This is a genomic window from Bacteroides sp. B1-V-101, assembly GCF_023656585.1.
Lineage (GTDB): Bacteria > Bacteroidota > Bacteroidia > Bacteroidales > Bacteroidaceae > Bacteroides > Bacteroides thetaiotaomicron.
In genome coordinates this window covers 26,584-42,150 of record NZ_JAMOKH010000051.1, presented here as the reverse complement: position 1 = coordinate 42,150, position 15,567 = coordinate 26,584, and the positions used below count along the sequence as shown (strand labels likewise).

Genomic DNA, 15,567 nt, shown 5'->3' with positions numbered 1-15,567 from the left:
CGAACGATAGAAATCGCCAAGAAGTTCAAGCTGATAAGGACTAAAGGTCATGTCACTCTTTTTCATCTTTTATTCATTTTAGTTGATACTTATAGTAGTCAACCAAATCCAGGGTAAGACATTAGTTGATAAACAGGTTAAGCCAGGGTATACTGCATGCAAAGAAGCGGTAAACGGGCAAATAAACACCATCTTGATGGGGAATTATTCGATGAACCGATTGGGTATCCCGCTATAGGTCAATGTGATTTTATGCATCGCCCTTGTCACCGCCACATAAAGCATACTTTTATCTATGGTGGAGTGATAATTCTGATTATCAGCTTGTGGAACGATTACTTCATCAAATTCCAACCCTTTTGCCATGTGTGCGGAAGTGACAACAATGCCTTTTGTATAAGCTGAACTTAGACTTGACAAAAGCGATATGTTATCTGTATGGACTTGGAGTTTCTGGGCAAGTGCTTTTGCCTGAGTTTCTGTTTTACAGATTATTCCCAAAGATGTATATCCGGAGTTTCTGAAGTCCGATATCAAATTAACAAGGCCTGTCGTTTCTTCTTCTGTATTCTTGAATGGAAGAATTTCAGGTTGTTCTCCATGTCGCATAATGGGTTCCAGTTCATTGTTTGCCTGGATTTTCTGTGCCAGACTGGTAATTTCAAAAGTAGAGCGGTAACTCTTACATAGTTTCATTACTTCTCCGGTGGTAAACGTTTTTTGAATCATGGCAGCAGTTGAAGAACCATAGGGATTGACAGATTGAGAAGCATCTCCAAGAATTGTTTTCCGGCAGGGATAAAGTTTTTGGATCACCTTGTATTGTATGGGAGAATAGTCCTGCATTTCATCTATCAGAAGATGTCTGATATGAGTTTGAGTTCTATTCCCATCCAATGCGAGATGCAGATAAGCCAGGGGAGCCATATCTGCATATTCCAGCATACGATTCTTTCGCATCTTGAACATTTCAGGTTTTCCGGCCCATTCGAAAAAGTCTTTATAGATCTGGAGGTCGTTATTTCCTGAAAACATATTCTTAATTTCTTTTCTCAGCAGGTTTTTCTCAGCGGTAGTCACTGTAAGGTTATACTGGATTTTCATCATTTCCAGAATGTAATCTGCCATGGTTTCAAATCGTTGGCGTATGGGGTAACGATGGAATCGTTTGAACTGTTCCCCTACGAATTCTGCGGGAATAGTGATATACTTGGTGAGTTTTACATCAGTCGCTCTGAAATAGTGATTTTCCATATGGAGGATGAATTTGTCGAGTCGGGAAACAAATTCGAAAGAAGCTTTGTATTGTATCCGTTCGATAAAATCCGGAGCCGGCTTTTCCAGTAGTTCCGAGACTTGTCCGAAGAAATTCTGAAACTTATATTTGTTGTCAAGGACGGTGGAGAGAATCTGTTCCATGCTGGTTTCTGGTACAGTCGTTTCACCAAGTTCTGGAAGGACATTGGATATGTAATCGGCAAATACTTTATTAGGTGAGATGATCAGAATGTCTTTGGATGAAATTTTTCCTTTTTGTGTATAGAGCAGGTAAGCAATACGGTGTAAGGCAATAGACGTTTTTCCCGAGCCGGCGACTCCCTGTATGATGAGTACGGGCGTATCTTCGTTGCGGATAATCCGGTTTTGTTCGCGTTGGATGGTCATAACGATGTTTTTCATCTTGTCGTCTGCATTGGAACAGAGCTCTTTTTGCAAGATATCATCATGAACAGTGACGGAACTTTCAATCATATATTCCATCTTACCTTTGCGAATGCGGTACTGACGCTTGAGTGAAATCTCTCCATGCACTTCACCTGACGGAGAAGAATAAGTGGCCTCACCTGACTCATAGTCATAAAACATACCCGAAATAGGTGACCGCCAATCATATATCAGATTTCTTTTGTTTTTGAAATCGTAGAATGTGTGTATACCTATATATACAGGAAGTTTTTTGCCGCTGCTTCCATTTTCCTTAAAGTCGATTCGTCCGAAGTAAGGAATATCCAATATCTTACTCAGGCGATTGCGTTTGTCTATCACATTTTCGCCTCGTGCAAAATGATTCAGTATACTTTCACGCATGGAACGGATTTCATGAGGATCGATGTCTTTATTGGACCATAGATAATCTTTGTATTCCTGCAGAGTATCTATGTGCTCTTTAACAGACTTGTCTGTGCTGTTTATCGTATCATTGATGATATTGAGCACCTGTTGCAAATATGCTTTTTCCTGCTCTTCTGTTTCGTTGAATATCATATATAAATTCAGTTTGGGTATTAAAGTTGATTGAAAGGGTGGCAAAGTTAGCTAGATCCGGTGGGGTATTAAATAGTTATTTATAGCTATATATCAAGTCTTTTTCTTATTTTTGCGTGCTCATTTAATCTAGAAGAAAGATGGATATCCTTGATGTTGCAAGACGAAATCAGCAGAAAGCATGGGAAATAATAGAGAAAGTCAATGTTATACCGATATGGGAAAGCATTGGTGCACAGGTTAATCTGGTTGGTTCTCTTCGTATGGGGTTGCTGATGAAACACCGGGATATTGATTTTCATATATATACGTCTTCTTTAAGTTTAGCCGATAGTTTCAGGGCGATGGCGAAGCTGGCGGAAAACACGTCAGTGAAGAAGATAGAGTGCGTGAATCTGCTGCATACTGTTGAGGCGTGTGTTGAATGGCATGCCTGGTATCAGGATTCGGATAATGCACTCTGGCAAATTGATATGATACATATCCGGAAAGGTTCCCGATACGATGGATATTTTGAGAAAGTAGCCGAACGTATTTCTTCCGTCTTGACAGATGAGATTAAGCGGACAATTCTTCAATTGAAAAATGAGACACCCGAAAGTGAAAAGATTATGGGGGTAGAATATTATCAGGCTGTCATACGGGATGGAGTGCGGACTTATGCCGGGTTTGAAGAATGGCGAAAAGAGCATCCGGTGGGAGGAGTGCTGGAATGGATGCCTTAATCAGCTTAATATCCCCGTCTCATATCCTATTCGGATGGCTTCAATGGAATTTTGTACTCCTAATTTCCGTAATAGATTCTGTCGGTGAATATTGACGGTATGAATGCTGACACACAGTTTGTCTGCTATTTCTTTACTTAACAGTCCTTTTTGGATCAGGCGTAAAATTTCAGCTTCCCGTTTGGTGAGAGGATTGAAGGTCTGCAGTGACGGAGAAGGAGAGAACATCTCTCCATTTTTCAGATTGAGTACAGTACAGTCTACCGTTTCGGCCTCTTGTTGATCAGGTGAGATATCCATATTCCCAATTACCAGCCATGCTTTTCCATCGATGGTCTGCTCCAGAACCTGATGCCTGCTGACAACACGCACGTATTGTTGCCTCGCATTGAGAACACGAAAACTGTAAATATTAGAATAGTCATTTCGTTGTTCCGGAGGCAAACTGTATATAAACTGACTTAATTTTATTTGTAAGATGAGCAATTGCTCGCGGTCGTCGGGATGGATGCGCGATTCCAGATAATCACCCTGCCTTTCCAATGTTGCTATCTTGTGGGCATCATATCCCAGTAAATCTACAAAGTTCGGAGAAGCATAGGCATATCTGCATTTATATACGTCTACTACAAATGTACAGTTCCGGTTCATCTTCGAGAATTGATGAAGCATGGATTTATTCCGTTCCCACACGGCATAGTCGATGTCGGTAAAGGACAAACGTTGCTTTGCCCACAATTCTTCCCGTGTGATATCTGTTAGCTTGATTTCCCGCATGTATGGAACTGTTTTTTTGATTGAAGTATGACAAAAGTAGATATAATCCGTGATATTATCAAGGAAGGAGTAGAGATTTGCTTATTCTTATTGTTTCCATACAATAATCGTGCTAACAAATGATAATTATTGAACATCTCTTGAAAAATAAATAATAAAAAGATAGTTATCTAATTAATTGTGTTATCTTTGTTCCCAGAGTTTGAGTCACGAATCATTATTGTGTAGTTCTTCTTTATAATATATTATTAGTAAGTAGTCCTCTTCTGTAATTATCCTCCTCACTCCAAATTAGTATTTATTTTTAATAAAATTTTAGATGAACATTTACATTTCAGGTTTAAGTTATGGCACAAATGATGCTGACTTGACAAATTTATTTGCAGAGTATGGAGAAGTTTCTTCAGCCAAAGTTATTTTTGATAGAGAAACCGGCAGATCCAGAGGATTCGCTTTCGTAGAAATGACGAATGATGCAGAAGGACAAAAAGCTATTGACGAATTGAACGGAGTTGAATATGACCAGAAGGTTATTTCAGTGAGCGTTGCACGTCCTCGCGCTGAAAAACCGTCATACGGTGGTAACCGTGGAGGTGGTTATAACAATTCAAGAAGATATTAATATCAGAATAAATAAAAGCAGAAGATAATGTCTTCTGCTTTTATACAGACTATTACCGTTTCATGATTCAACGGAGGAATTTCTGTTATACGGAGAAAACGAAAAATCATTTTACATTTAAGTTCTGCTAATTCTGCCTCTTTTATGCGCAATATCAGGAGTATATAATCCTGCACTTTCCATTCTGACAATAGATTATTAGGCTTTTTTGTAATACAATGCTCTTGGAAGAAACAGGAGTGAGAGTTTAATAAATAATATCCAATCAAGCGAACAGCCAATGATGAAGGCGACTTTGAATACTTGAATAGAGTATGTTCGGAGTGTGTTGATTTTGAAATGGCCAAGCACAGAATAAAATATATGAAATCATTTTTTATAGGAAATATTGAAATTAAAGTACCTGTTATACAAGGTGGAATGGGAGTTGGGATATCATTGTCCGGTCTGGCGTCAGCAGTAGCAAACGAAGGAGGAGTGGGAGTTATATCGTGTGCAGGTCTGGGGTTGCTTTATCCCAAAGAAAAAGGCACTTATACTGAAAAATGCATCAGCGGCCTGAAAGAAGAGATTCGCAAATCACGCATGAAAACAAAAGGTATTATTGGTGTGAATGTCATGGTTGCCTTATCGAATTATGCTGATATGGTGCGTACTGCGATTGATGAAAAGATTGATGTGATATTTTCCGGTGCCGGGCTTCCACTTGATTTGCCTTCCTATTTGACTACGGGGAGTATTACGAAATTAGTACCTATTGTATCTTCTTCAAGAGCTGCCAAAATAATCTGTGACAAATGGCAAAAGAATTATAACTATCTGCCGGATGCGATAGTGGTAGAAGGTCCCAAAGCCGGAGGGCATCTGGGGTTTAAGAAAGAACAGCTGCAAGACCAGAATTATGCTTTGGATGTATTGATTCCCGAAGTGGTGGCGATTGCGGCCAGTTATAAAGAACAGAAACATATTCCGGTGATTGCCGCCGGTGGAATTTCGACAGGGGAAGATATTGCGCACTTTATGGAACTGGGAGCTTCGGGAGTGCAGATGGGAAGTATTTTCGTGACGACCCTTGAATGTGATGCTTCGGAAACTTTCAAAGAAGTGTATATTCACTCCAAATCCGAAGATGTTCTTATTATTGAAAGTCCTGTTGGAATGCCGGGACGGGCTATTGACGGAGAATTTATTCATAGTGTGAATAATGGTCTGGAAAAGCCGAGGAAATGCTCATTCCATTGCATTAAGACGTGTGACTATACAAAAAGTCCTTATTGCATTATTAAAGCGCTGTATAATGCGGCCAAAGGAAATATGAAAAAAGGTTATGCTTTTGCCGGTAGCAACGCCTTTCTCGCAGATAAAATAAGCAGTGTGAAAGAAGTGATGAATACACTGGAACGCGAGTTTTTCTTAGCGACTCACAAACTGGTTTAATATCGGAGACCTTGCATATTCAGTATTGAATGTGTTGTGCTCTCTTACTATATATAAAATTAACCGCTGTGCTGAAACAGCAAAAATAACATTTATGACATTTAAAGAATTAAATATAACCGAACCTATTTTAAAAGCAATTGAAGAAAAAGGATATACAGTACCTACTCCTATTCAGGAGAAAGCGATTCCTGTAGCATTGGCAAAAAAAGACATTTTAGGCTGTGCGCAGACTGGAACCGGAAAGACTGCTTCATTTGCAATACCTATTATACAACATTTGCATCTCAATAAGGGAGAAGGCAAGCGTTCGGGAATCAAAGCTCTGATTTTGACTCCTACCCGCGAACTCGCATTGCAAATCAGTGAATGTATTGAAGATTATTCAAAGTATACACGTATCCGTCACGGAGTCATCTTCGGAGGCGTGAATCAACGTCCGCAAGTGGATATGCTGCATAAAGGAATCGATATTCTGGTTGCTACTCCGGGGCGTTTGCTCGATTTGATGAATCAAGGACATATACGATTGGATAATATTCAGTATTTTGTTCTGGACGAAGCAGACCGTATGCTTGATATGGGCTTTATACATGATATTAAACGAATATTGCCGAAACTTCCGAAAGAAAAGCAAACTTTGTTCTTTTCGGCTACAATGCCTGATACGATTATTGCTCTGACTAATTCCTTGCTGAAGAATCCGTTGAAGATTTATGTTACACCGAAATCATCAACGGTAGATTCTATAAAGCAACTGGTTTACTTTGTAGAGAAGAAAGAAAAGAGCCTGTTGCTGATTTCAATTTTGCAAAAATCGGAGGACCGGTCGGTACTTATCTTTTCGCGTACCAAGCACAATGCTGATAAGATAGTTAAAATATTGGGTAAAGCCGGCATTGGCAGCCAGGCTATTCATGGAAATAAGAGTCAGGCGGCGCGGCAGTCCGCATTGGGTAACTTCAAGTCGGGTAAAACGCGAGTGATGGTTGCCACAGATATCGCTTCCCGGGGAATTGATATTAATGAGCTGCCGTTGGTTATCAATTATGATCTTCCTGATGTTCCTGAGACATATGTACATCGAATCGGGCGTACGGGAAGAGCAGGAAATGCAGGTATGGCACTTACATTCTGCTCTCAGGAAGAACGCAAACAGATTAATGATATTCAGAAATTGACAGGCAAAAAACTAAATAGGGCTGATTTTACAATTTAAGGTCATTCCCTTACATTATTCATTAAAATATAGTATAAATTAAATATAAGTTCTATGGCAAAATCCATTACGGTAGGTAAACGTGAAAATGAAAAAAAGAGACTCGCTAAACGAGAAGAAAAACAAAAGAAAAAGGATAGCAAAAAGTTATCCAGTAAAAGCAGCTTCGATGATATGATTGCTTATGTGGACGAGAATGGAATGATAACTTCGACTCCTCCGGCTGAAAACATTAAAAAGGAAGAGATAAACCTGGATGAGATAATCATTGCAACTCCGAAGAAAGAAGACGAGGAACCCGTTATATTGAGAGGGAGAGTTGAATTCTTTAATGGGGCAAGAGGCTTTGGTTTTATAAAGGACCTTGCCGGAGTTGATAAGTACTTTTTCCATGTTAATAATGTCGTTGGTAATATCTCGGAAGGTAATATTGTAACATTCGATCTTGAACGTGGTGTGAAAGGAATGAATGCGGTCAATATCTGTCTCGAAAAGAAACCGGTGGAGAATTAAAACAAAAAATGTAAGTATTGAAACTTATTTTTAGATATTCATTTGCTTAAGTGTAATATGATAAAATAAAAATCCCTTGAGTCTCAGAGGTTCAAGGGATTTTTTATGCGTAAAAATAGTATTGCAGGTAGACAGGGGAACGGAGGGTAACCGGAAGAAGAATGCAGCATATCGTACAAAAATGGCAAGAAATAATGATTCATTATCTCTACTATTTCATACCTTTGCCCGCTGAGTCTGAAATATTATTAACTTTTAAACGCAGAAAACATGAAGAACTTATTGATTACGGTATTTTTTCTCAGCTTGACTTTGCAGCTCTCTGCGGAGACAGGGGGAAGCAATCCTGTAATTGTAGAAAAAACTACAGCAAGTCTGGCGGAAAAGACGCCTGTTTATTGGCAGAAAATGGCAGATGGTATGTCGCAAGCCCTTATCAAGCATTTTTGGGGCGCAAACTTCAAAGGGTATGAGAATCGGTTTTATTTTAATTATGGTAGTGATCTTTCCAATATGACTACCAATCATTATTGGCCACAGGCACATGCTATGGATGTCATGGTAGATGCATATATGCGTACCGGAAGCAAACAGTATTTGAATATATACCCGTTATGGTGGGAAGGTGCACCGAAATTCAATTTTGCGGGCAGAGAGGAAGACCCATGGTGGAATGTGTTTGTAGACGATATGGAATGGATTGCTCTGGCACAGATTCGCATGTTTGAAAGCACTAAGAATACCAAGTATCTGAAAAAGGCGAGACAGACCTACGATGATTGGGTTTGGTCTACTTGGGGACCGGAAGATGAGGCTCCGTGGTTTGGTGGCATTACCTGGAAGACGGATGTGGTAAAATCTAAGAACGCTTGTTCCAATGGTCCTGCTGCCCTTATTGCTGCCCGGTTGTATAATTTTTATGATGCTATGGGCAAAAAGGCCGGAAAACCCAAACAGGCTTATCTGAATGAGGCCATTAAAATATATACATGGGAGAAGAATAACTTGTTCGACCGTCAGACAGGGGCAGTGTATGACAACATGAATGGAGAAGGCAAGATTACCAAATGGGTATTTTCGTACAACTCAGGTACTTTCTTGGGAGCAGCTCATGAACTGTATAAGATTACCGGTGATAAGCAATATCTGACAGATGCAGTAAAAGCGGCCAATTTTGTGATTGACCATTTGTCGACAAATGAAGGTGTACTCTCCGATGCAGAAGGTGGTGACGGTGGCTTGTTTCATGGCATCTTCTTCCGTTATTTTGTGAAACTGATTAATGACCCTGCACTGGATAGTGCCAATTATAATAAGTTTCGCGACTACATAACTCATTGTGCTACGGTTATGGCAGAACAGGGGGTGAATCAGAAGACTATGTTATATAGCGGTCGTTGGAGAAAAGCACCTGCTGATGATGAGAGTGTGGGATTGACATCGCATCTGACCGGTTGTATGCTGATGGAAGCCATGTGTGTACTTAAACACCGATAGAGTGAATAAGAAAAGAGATAAAACAAAAATCCCTTGAACTTTTGAAGTTCAAGGGATTTTTGTTACTGAGTTGATAGTGGTGCCACCAGCAACCGAAAGTCGGCTTGTATAGCACTATTTCTCAATAAGTTATATCTTTATTACGATGTTAGTCCCTTGAATAAGGTTTTCACAACTTTGCACCGTTCAACACAAGTTTGTGTCTTAGGTTCGATTTCTGCGTGCAAAGGTAGATATTTATTTGGAATTATCAATATTTCCAAGAACTTTTTTTGTATTTACTGCTAAAAGTCTGTTTGAATTTTGTTCAGTATTCTTTTAGGAGTTGTTTTGAGGATTTTTCTCTGTATCATTAAGAAGAATTGCAGGCTATGTGACGGAAGGTTTTCAATATCCATGAAGTATATAGAAAGAACTTTAGTCGAAATGTCAGGTATCAATTTTCCCAATAGATTGAATCGTAAAGGAGTATTTTTATCGAGTAATATGTATAACTACATAAACCCCACTGGTTTCGAAACGTGCAGCCACATTACAAATAGGGTAAATTTCAATAATGGATTGTTTTGATGAAAAAAACTCTTCAATATTAGACTTACTGACATAGGGCTGTCATAGAAGACGCTATCTTTGTATCAAAAAGTATTCAACTTAATATTATAGAATATGAAAAGATTATTTTTATGCTCATCATTTGCTGATGTTGCTAATCTATTTGTCGATTGTGCCAAAGAAGATTTGCAAGGGAAAATTATAGCTTTTATACCAACTGCAAGCCTTACAGAACCAATACGATTCTATGTAAAAAAGGGGAAAAAGGCTTTAGAAGAAGCAGGAATGATTGTTGAAGAAGTCGAGATTACCCAACTGCCCAAAGAGGAAATATCTTCTATATTACATAAATGCGATTATATCTACATAACAGGTGGAAATACATTTTTCCTTTTGCAAGAGTTAAAAAGAAAAGGTGTTGATAAAATTATATCTAAACAAGTGAAATTGGGTAAACTGTATATTGGGGAATCTGCCGGAGCAATAATAGCCTCTCCCGATGCAGAATATATGAGAAGTGTGAATTTTGATCCAATAGAAAAGGCTCCTGAATTGAAAGACTGTACTTCTTTAGATTTGGTCGATTTTTATACGATTCCCCATTATGGAAATTTTCCATTCAAGAAAAAAGGTGAAAAGATAGTTCAACTATATAATGAGAAGTTGCAGCTTATTCCTATAAGTAATAAACAAGCTGTTATTATTGAAGATTCAAATATTCAAATTAAAGATGCAAAATGAATAGAATAGACCGTATTTCTGCTATATTGATTCAGTTACAATCGTACTCGTTAGTGAAAGCACAGCAAATTTCAGAACGTTTTAATATAAGCATTCGCACTGTATATCGAGATATAAGAACATTGGAAGAGGCAGGCATTCCTATCATAGGAAATCCCGGTATTGGTTATTCACTTGCAGAAGGATTCAAATTATCTCCTCTAATGTTTACTCAAAAAGAGGCTTTGTCCTTTTTGATTGCAGAGAAATTAGTACATGAACTAACTGATTCAAATAGCAACGAACATTATAAGTCTGGAATAGAAAAGATTAGGTCTGTCATGCGTTTTGCAGACAAAAATATGTTAGAAACAATGGAAAAGTGCATGTCTGTATTGGATACTTATAAATCATCTACCTATAAACCTGATATTCTTTTACTTATTTTACAAAGTATATACCAAAAAAGAATTATTGAAATATCTTATTTGGGAAGTAATGCGTTAAGTGTTTCAGAACGAAAGATTGAAGCTGTTGGAATTTTCTTTTCGAGAACTAACTGGTATCTAATAGGCTTTTATCTTCCCAAAGAAATCTATCTTACATTTCGGATAGATAGAATTCAAAAAATGCACATTCTTAATGAATTACAATCACGGGAACATCCTCCTTTGGAAAAATTCATACGCGAGTTTTATGATAAAGAAAAATTACATGAAATCGTTATAAGAATAGAAAAGAATAAAACCTCCATAATGAATGATGATAAATATTATTACGGATTAACATCTGAGAAAGAGATAGGGGATATGTTTGAGCTTCATTTTCTAACATTTTCAATCAGTAAGTTTGCACATTGGTATCTGTCTTTTGCAGATAGTGCAACTATAATAAGACCAGATTCTTTAAAATATGAAGTTAAAAATATTATCAATAACATTTCTATTTGATTGCTGTCAAATAGTATTTTTAATCGACTAAATGAAAAAAATATTCGACCAAAGATTTTTCCGCTTATTGTCGGAATGCTCACAACGTAAAGTGTCTGCATCTGAATTTGCAGAAGCTATCGAAGAATTGGCGACCCATGTAGCCGATTTCAGTATCACAGAACAAGATTATAGCATTTTACTCCGCTATTTCTCTTTTGGTTTGTATCGTCTTAAATCATACCGTGTATGGTTTGAGCAGGAAAAAAATATCCTATTTGCATCTAATTGATGAAGCGATAGGGTTACTGAATACCGAAATACGCCTAATCGAATGGCGTATCAAGTACCCGGAACAGTTGCAGCAACGCACCAACAAACAAGCCCTTTCCCCTCTATATCTCGCTGACAGAACCACTCTTATCAATATCATGGAAATAGTTAGCGGGCTGTTCCTTTCCCAAAAGATTGTGTATCAAAATGGCAAGCCTGTTTATTTAGTGGACTTGACGAAAGCCTTTGAATGGCTTTTCAATATCAAGATAGGTGATTGTTACCAAAAGCATGAGGACGTGATAAAACGAAAGCCGGGCAAGCTGACAGAGTTTCTTAATGGACTGGCAGAGCTTATTCGCAAGGAACATGACAAGAAAGGGTACAGATAACCAACGGCTTACGATTTATTTATAGGGGATTCCATTAGCTCCCCCGTAATTTCTTTGCGTCCGTTTTCTGAACTTTGCTTCATCAATCGATTGACAGACCATAATGTATAATCAGAAAAATGAAGCAATCATGTATATAGACAATGACGATTTCAGCGTATGGATGCAGAAGCTGTACGCCAAATTGGAAGAACTCTGCAAGGATGTACGGGTACTGCGCAATGCCGACAGGGTGCTGCCCGAAGATGACAACCTGCTGGATAATCAGGACTTGTGCCTGCTCTTCAAGGTGAGTATCAAGACCCTGCAACGCTACCGGGCTATCGGTGCGCTGCCGTATTTCACAATCAGCGGAAAAGTGTACTATAAGGCTTCCGATGTCCGGGAGTTCATCAAGGAGCGGTTCAGCGTTACCACGTTGCGCCAGTTCGAGAAAGAACACTGCACGAAGAAAAAGAAGTGAATTAGAAAGCCGGGGCGGTTCTGCTCCGGCTTTGCTTTTGTTTTATGGCTTGCCTAATTTGTCGGCTTCCTCCTTTAGCTGCTCGGCTTGTTCGTTCAACAGCCTTGCCCGTTCCAACGCTTCCGCCTGTTTCCTGCTGCGGTATTCAAAGCCTTTCACCGAATTGGTCAGGCTTCGGATGAAAGCGTTGTCCCGTTCCCGGCTGAACTTCGTTTCCAGCAAATCAAGGCTGCTGCCGTCTGCCTTTCCTTTCATCAGGATATAGCGGTATTTTATATCGTTGTCCTGTAACCGTTGCATCCGTTCCGTAAAACGAATATTCAAGATTAGCGAAATGATACAGATAATAAAACCTGCTGAAAGAAGAAAAAACTTGGGTTTCAGGTAGGGAGTTACCCGATATATCAGTTTGCCGTACCATGAAACGGGCGTTATTTCTCCGGCTGGTGTATCATCAGCCGGGAACAACACCTTTAACCGCTCCTTGAAATATCGGTGCGAGGTCACGATAAGCCCCTTTATATCTTCAAGGTCTTGTTTTTGGTTCTCGGACTGACCTTTTCTGATACTGCCGATTTGGTTTAGAATCTCCTGCACCATGTTTTCAGGAATGCCGGATTTGCCCTGCATTTCCGAAATGCGCTGTTCGATAACGTCCAGTCGGTTAATCGTTTCCTCCCGGCTGGCTGGCGTTACCTGCTTCTCCTGCCGTTCTTTCAGTTCCGTAACCATAGAGAGAAGTCCCTCCAAAATTAAGTTATTTTCCATGTTCCTATAATTTTAAGTGTCGTTTCTTTTTCTTCTTTTTTCTTTCACCGGGATTGTCGGGTGTTTCATCAGCCGGAGAGGACGGGGCGGAGAACAGACCGCCCAAGCCTGTCAGTAACGGACTGTCGGCTTTGCCCAGTGTCTGCGATAGCTCCTGAACAGGTGCGGAAACCGTCTGTCGGTTGTTTCCGGCAGTGTTCAGCCCCGCATCCCCGAAACATTTATCCAGTTTGGAGAAACTGAAACTGCGGTCTATCTCCGAACCCTTGAACGTGTATTCACCTATGGAAAAAGATATGCCCTGCACTTCGCCAGTCTGTCCCCTGTGCTTGAAATGAATCCCGATACCCTTTTCTGCCAGCCGGGTTTGTAACTGCCGCCAGTTCCTTGATTTCCCGATTTCATCCTTTACGGCATTGTAAATCTCGTATTTGGATTTGTCCGGCTCTCTCAAACGGTGCTGTTTTACATGCTCCTTGCCTTTAGCGAAATAAAGCCCGTGTTTGGCTTTCAGCTTCTTGCATACCTGCTCGTTGCGGTACATGTCGTTCCTGTCCGAAATGGTCTTGCCGTTGTTGTCTATACGGTTGAACACGATATGTACGTGCGGATGTTCCCGGTCTTGGTGGCGCACGATGATGTACTGCGTATCGGTGATTTTCATTTCACGCATGTACTCCTGCGCAAGCTGTATCATTTTCCCGTCTGTCAGCTTGGGTGCGTCCACCGGGGAATAGCTTAGCGCAATATGTCCGACTGGCTTTTTCAGGTCGGGGTTCATCCCGGCTTGCAGTATGAAACTGCGTATGATGTCCCGGTTGCTTTCGGCTAATATTCCCTCCGCATGAAGCAAGGCTGCCTGTTCCTTGCCGAGTACATAGTTCACGCAGCCTTTAAATCCGCTTCCCTTTCTTATTTTTCCAATCATCCGACAGTTGGTTTATGATTTCAACAATCCTGTTCTTGAGTTTCACCAGTTCCACCGCTACCAGTGCAAACCCTCCGGCATTCGCCCGGTGCGCCAGCTGGTTGATGTTGTTGGCTTCGCCCGCCAGCTTGCGGATAGTGTCCGCATCCTGCCTGTTCAGCCGGGGCGTTACCTCTGCCGAAACGACCGCCTGCCGGACGTACTCGCTGACACGCAGCCCGGCTTCGGTGGCTCGCTTCCTGATTGCGTAGAACTGTAACTCGGTCAACTTCGTGCTGACTACCCGGTTCTGCTTGTCTATCCGGCTTTTTGCCGGGCGACCTCCCGGTTTGTTCCTTATCCCTGTCATACGTTTTTACTTTTAGGTGGTATCTTAAAAATTGCGACCAACGGGAGAAATTTTCTTTGCTGTCAAGCAAAGCAAGGTGTTTCGGTCTACCGAAACATAACCTTGCTCTCCCTAATCACACAGCCTGCCGTCGGTTCATGCCGCCAGCCTTGCAGGTCACATCCTTAGCCCTCTCTTTCTTTTTTCACCCGGATTTTGTCTGTTATCATGCTCCGGCTGGGGCTTGTCGGTAACTGTCAAATCTTGGGATTGCTTCACTTTAAGGCTACGCAGATAGTCGTTCAGGTCATTGTGACCGCTGTACAGGTGTGATGCGTCACGTACACGCCATTTGTATTCCTGCCTTATGGCTTCAACCGCTTTCCTCCCGGCTTCGTCATTGTCAAGCATACAATGTATATGCCCGTAACCAGCCAGCGGATATAAGGCTTTATCCGTGTTGGCGGTGGAGTTCAGGATAACGTAGTCCTGCCAGTCGGTGCAGGGTATATCCGGGCTTTTCTGTTGCCGGATAGTGAGGAATGAGAGGAAATCCAAAAAGCCCTCGAACACGAAACAGGTATCTCTCGGCTCTCCCTGCTGCCGTATATGGGTGATGTCTTTCGATGTGCTGCCCTTGAAACGGGGATTGCGAAGCTCGTAACCTCCTGAATCATTCCTGAACGCCAGCGCAAAATAAGGCTTGCCACCGATGCGGTAATACATTTCCTGCACGTATGGGGATGCCGTTCCGGGGGAAATCCCCCTTTCCTGCAAATAGCGTATGAGTGCCGGATTCTGTAACGGCTGTATTCTGCGTATCTCTATCGGGCTGGCTGCCTGCCTTTTCGTGTCCCTTTCGGGCAGTTCTTTCCCGTGAAAGGAAAAAGAGGCGGTGTCGCCCTGTTCCAGTCGGCAGATAGCACCGTAGGCGTTGCACTGTTGTTGCTTCATTACAAGGTCGATGAGCGTCCCGCCCTCACCAGTTCCGTAGTCACACCATAAATTGGCGTTATAATCCACCTTGAAACTTGGCGTGTTGTCCTCCCGTAAGGGGCTGCGGTACATCCCGTAGCTTCCCTTTTCCTTGGCTGGCTGGATTCCCAAAGAGTTCAGGTAATCTTTGATACTGATATTGTTGGCTTCCTTGTAGGTCATA

General features: G+C 40.9%; 17 protein-coding genes. 11 read left to right on the top strand and 6 right to left on the bottom strand.

Features of this window, described 5'->3' with window-relative positions; genetic code table 11:
- Positions 1-204: 204 nt before the first annotated feature.
- Entirely contained in the window at positions 205-2,265 is a 2,061-nt protein-coding gene (locus tag NBH01_RS23795) for a HelD family protein (RefSeq protein WP_225680400.1), read from the bottom strand.
- Between the two features lie 140 nt (positions 2,266-2,405).
- Between NBH01_RS23795 and NBH01_RS23790 the strand changes: the two genes are divergently transcribed.
- A complete protein-coding gene (locus NBH01_RS23790; protein ID WP_008765473.1) occupies positions 2,406-2,990 on the top strand; it encodes a hypothetical protein in 585 nt (194 codons plus the stop codon).
- Here the strand turns inward: NBH01_RS23790 and NBH01_RS23785 are convergent, their stop codons facing one another.
- Positions 2,991-3,767 carry a helix-turn-helix transcriptional regulator gene (locus NBH01_RS23785; RefSeq protein WP_008765472.1) on the bottom strand — a complete coding sequence of 259 codons (777 nt, stop codon included), beginning with the start codon at positions 3,765-3,767 and terminating at the stop codon, positions 2,991-2,993. It abuts the gene before it with no gap.
- 319 nt (positions 3,768-4,086) lie between these two features.
- Here NBH01_RS23785 and rbpB point away from each other — a divergent pair, with 319 nt between their 5' ends.
- From rbpB to NBH01_RS23735, 10 genes are all read left to right on the top strand, one after another.
- Positions 4,087-4,389: an RNA-binding protein RbpB gene (rbpB, locus tag NBH01_RS23780; RefSeq protein WP_008761179.1), complete on the top strand. Its 303-nt coding sequence runs from the start codon at positions 4,087-4,089 to the stop codon at positions 4,387-4,389.
- 363 nt (positions 4,390-4,752) lie between these two features.
- The gene (locus NBH01_RS23775) at positions 4,753-5,826 is read left to right on the top strand and encodes an NAD(P)H-dependent flavin oxidoreductase (RefSeq protein WP_177613324.1); all 1,074 of its coding nucleotides are present in this window, start codon (positions 4,753-4,755) and stop codon (positions 5,824-5,826) included.
- Positions 5,827-5,920: 94 nt separating this feature from the next.
- Positions 5,921-7,045, top strand: a complete 1,125-nt coding sequence (locus NBH01_RS23770; RefSeq protein ID WP_008761181.1) for a DEAD/DEAH box helicase — start codon at positions 5,921-5,923, stop codon at positions 7,043-7,045.
- Between the two features lie 54 nt (positions 7,046-7,099).
- Positions 7,100-7,558 carry a cold shock domain-containing protein gene (locus tag NBH01_RS23765; protein ID WP_113748222.1) on the top strand — a complete coding sequence of 153 codons (459 nt, stop codon included), beginning with the start codon at positions 7,100-7,102 and terminating at the stop codon, positions 7,556-7,558.
- 270 nt (positions 7,559-7,828) lie between these two features.
- Complete coding sequence (locus tag NBH01_RS23760; protein ID WP_062694655.1) at positions 7,829-9,055, top strand: glycoside hydrolase family 76 protein; 1,227 nt, start codon at positions 7,829-7,831, stop codon at positions 9,053-9,055.
- A 666-nt stretch (positions 9,056-9,721) separates the two neighbouring features.
- The gene (locus NBH01_RS23755; protein WP_004315354.1) at positions 9,722-10,348 is read left to right on the top strand and encodes a Type 1 glutamine amidotransferase-like domain-containing protein; all 627 of its coding nucleotides are present in this window, start codon (positions 9,722-9,724) and stop codon (positions 10,346-10,348) included.
- Entirely contained in the window at positions 10,345-11,277 is a 933-nt protein-coding gene (locus tag NBH01_RS23750) for a helix-turn-helix transcriptional regulator (protein ID WP_005645910.1), read from the top strand. The genes NBH01_RS23755 and NBH01_RS23750 overlap by 4 nt, the downstream gene beginning before the upstream one ends.
- Before the next feature lie 31 nt (positions 11,278-11,308).
- Positions 11,309-11,548: a hypothetical protein gene (locus NBH01_RS23745; RefSeq protein ID WP_005645908.1), complete on the top strand. Its 240-nt coding sequence runs from the start codon at positions 11,309-11,311 to the stop codon at positions 11,546-11,548.
- Positions 11,502-11,921, top strand: coding sequence for an RteC domain-containing protein (locus NBH01_RS23740; RefSeq protein WP_005645906.1), 420 nt, complete (start codon positions 11,502-11,504; stop codon positions 11,919-11,921). Before NBH01_RS23745 ends, NBH01_RS23740 begins: the two co-directional genes overlap by 47 nt.
- 130 nt (positions 11,922-12,051) lie before the next feature.
- Positions 12,052-12,384, top strand: coding sequence for a helix-turn-helix domain-containing protein (locus NBH01_RS23735; RefSeq protein WP_005645903.1), 333 nt, complete (start codon positions 12,052-12,054; stop codon positions 12,382-12,384).
- 42 nt (positions 12,385-12,426) lie between these two features.
- Here NBH01_RS23735 and NBH01_RS23730 read toward each other — a convergent pair whose 3' ends face one another.
- From NBH01_RS23730 to NBH01_RS23715, 4 genes are all read right to left on the bottom strand, one after another.
- Positions 12,427-13,152: a hypothetical protein gene (locus tag NBH01_RS23730; RefSeq protein WP_005645893.1), complete on the bottom strand. Its 726-nt coding sequence runs from the start codon at positions 13,150-13,152 to the stop codon at positions 12,427-12,429.
- 4 nt (positions 13,153-13,156) lie between these two features.
- Positions 13,157-14,080, bottom strand: coding sequence for a relaxase/mobilization nuclease domain-containing protein (locus NBH01_RS23725; RefSeq protein WP_057326903.1), 924 nt, complete (start codon positions 14,078-14,080; stop codon positions 13,157-13,159).
- Positions 14,046-14,429: a MobC family plasmid mobilization relaxosome protein gene (locus NBH01_RS23720; RefSeq protein WP_005645888.1), complete on the bottom strand. Its 384-nt coding sequence runs from the start codon at positions 14,427-14,429 to the stop codon at positions 14,046-14,048. Before NBH01_RS23720 ends, NBH01_RS23725 begins: the two co-directional genes overlap by 35 nt.
- 156 nt (positions 14,430-14,585) lie before the next feature.
- On the bottom strand, positions 14,586-15,566 hold the full coding sequence (locus tag NBH01_RS23715; protein WP_250700337.1) for a toprim domain-containing protein: 981 nt from the start codon (positions 15,564-15,566) through the stop codon (positions 14,586-14,588).
- Position 15,567 lies beyond the last annotated feature (1 nt).

What these genes read in the sequence shown, in the direction of transcription:
- NBH01_RS23795 (WP_225680400.1), bottom strand. Translation starts at nt 2,265, where the DNA reads ATGATATTCAACGAAACAGAAGAGCAGGAAAAAGCATATTTGCAACAG.
- NBH01_RS23790 (WP_008765473.1), top strand. Translation starts at nt 2,406, where the DNA reads ATGGATATCCTTGATGTTGCAAGACGAAATCAGCAGAAAGCATGGGAA.
- NBH01_RS23785 (WP_008765472.1), bottom strand. Translation starts at nt 3,767, where the DNA reads ATGCGGGAAATCAAGCTAACAGATATCACACGGGAAGAATTGTGGGCA.
- rbpB (WP_008761179.1), top strand. Translation starts at nt 4,087, where the DNA reads ATGAACATTTACATTTCAGGTTTAAGTTATGGCACAAATGATGCTGAC.
- NBH01_RS23775 (WP_177613324.1), top strand. Translation starts at nt 4,753, where the DNA reads ATGAAATCATTTTTTATAGGAAATATTGAAATTAAAGTACCTGTTATA.
- NBH01_RS23770 (WP_008761181.1), top strand. Translation starts at nt 5,921, where the DNA reads ATGACATTTAAAGAATTAAATATAACCGAACCTATTTTAAAAGCAATT.
- NBH01_RS23765 (WP_113748222.1), top strand. Translation starts at nt 7,100, where the DNA reads ATGGCAAAATCCATTACGGTAGGTAAACGTGAAAATGAAAAAAAGAGA.
- NBH01_RS23760 (WP_062694655.1), top strand. Translation starts at nt 7,829, where the DNA reads ATGAAGAACTTATTGATTACGGTATTTTTTCTCAGCTTGACTTTGCAG.
- NBH01_RS23755 (WP_004315354.1), top strand. Translation starts at nt 9,722, where the DNA reads ATGAAAAGATTATTTTTATGCTCATCATTTGCTGATGTTGCTAATCTA.
- NBH01_RS23750 (WP_005645910.1), top strand. Translation starts at nt 10,345, where the DNA reads ATGAATAGAATAGACCGTATTTCTGCTATATTGATTCAGTTACAATCG.
- NBH01_RS23745 (WP_005645908.1), top strand. Translation starts at nt 11,309, where the DNA reads ATGAAAAAAATATTCGACCAAAGATTTTTCCGCTTATTGTCGGAATGC.
- NBH01_RS23735 (WP_005645903.1), top strand. Translation starts at nt 12,052, where the DNA reads ATGTATATAGACAATGACGATTTCAGCGTATGGATGCAGAAGCTGTAC.
- NBH01_RS23730 (WP_005645893.1), bottom strand. Translation starts at nt 13,152, where the DNA reads ATGGAAAATAACTTAATTTTGGAGGGACTTCTCTCTATGGTTACGGAA.
- NBH01_RS23725 (WP_057326903.1), bottom strand. Translation starts at nt 14,080, where the DNA reads ATGATTGGAAAAATAAGAAAGGGAAGCGGATTTAAAGGCTGCGTGAAC.
- NBH01_RS23720 (WP_005645888.1), bottom strand. Translation starts at nt 14,429, where the DNA reads ATGACAGGGATAAGGAACAAACCGGGAGGTCGCCCGGCAAAAAGCCGG.
- NBH01_RS23715 (WP_250700337.1), bottom strand. Translation starts at nt 15,566, where the DNA reads ATGACCTACAAGGAAGCCAACAATATCAGTATCAAAGATTACCTGAAC.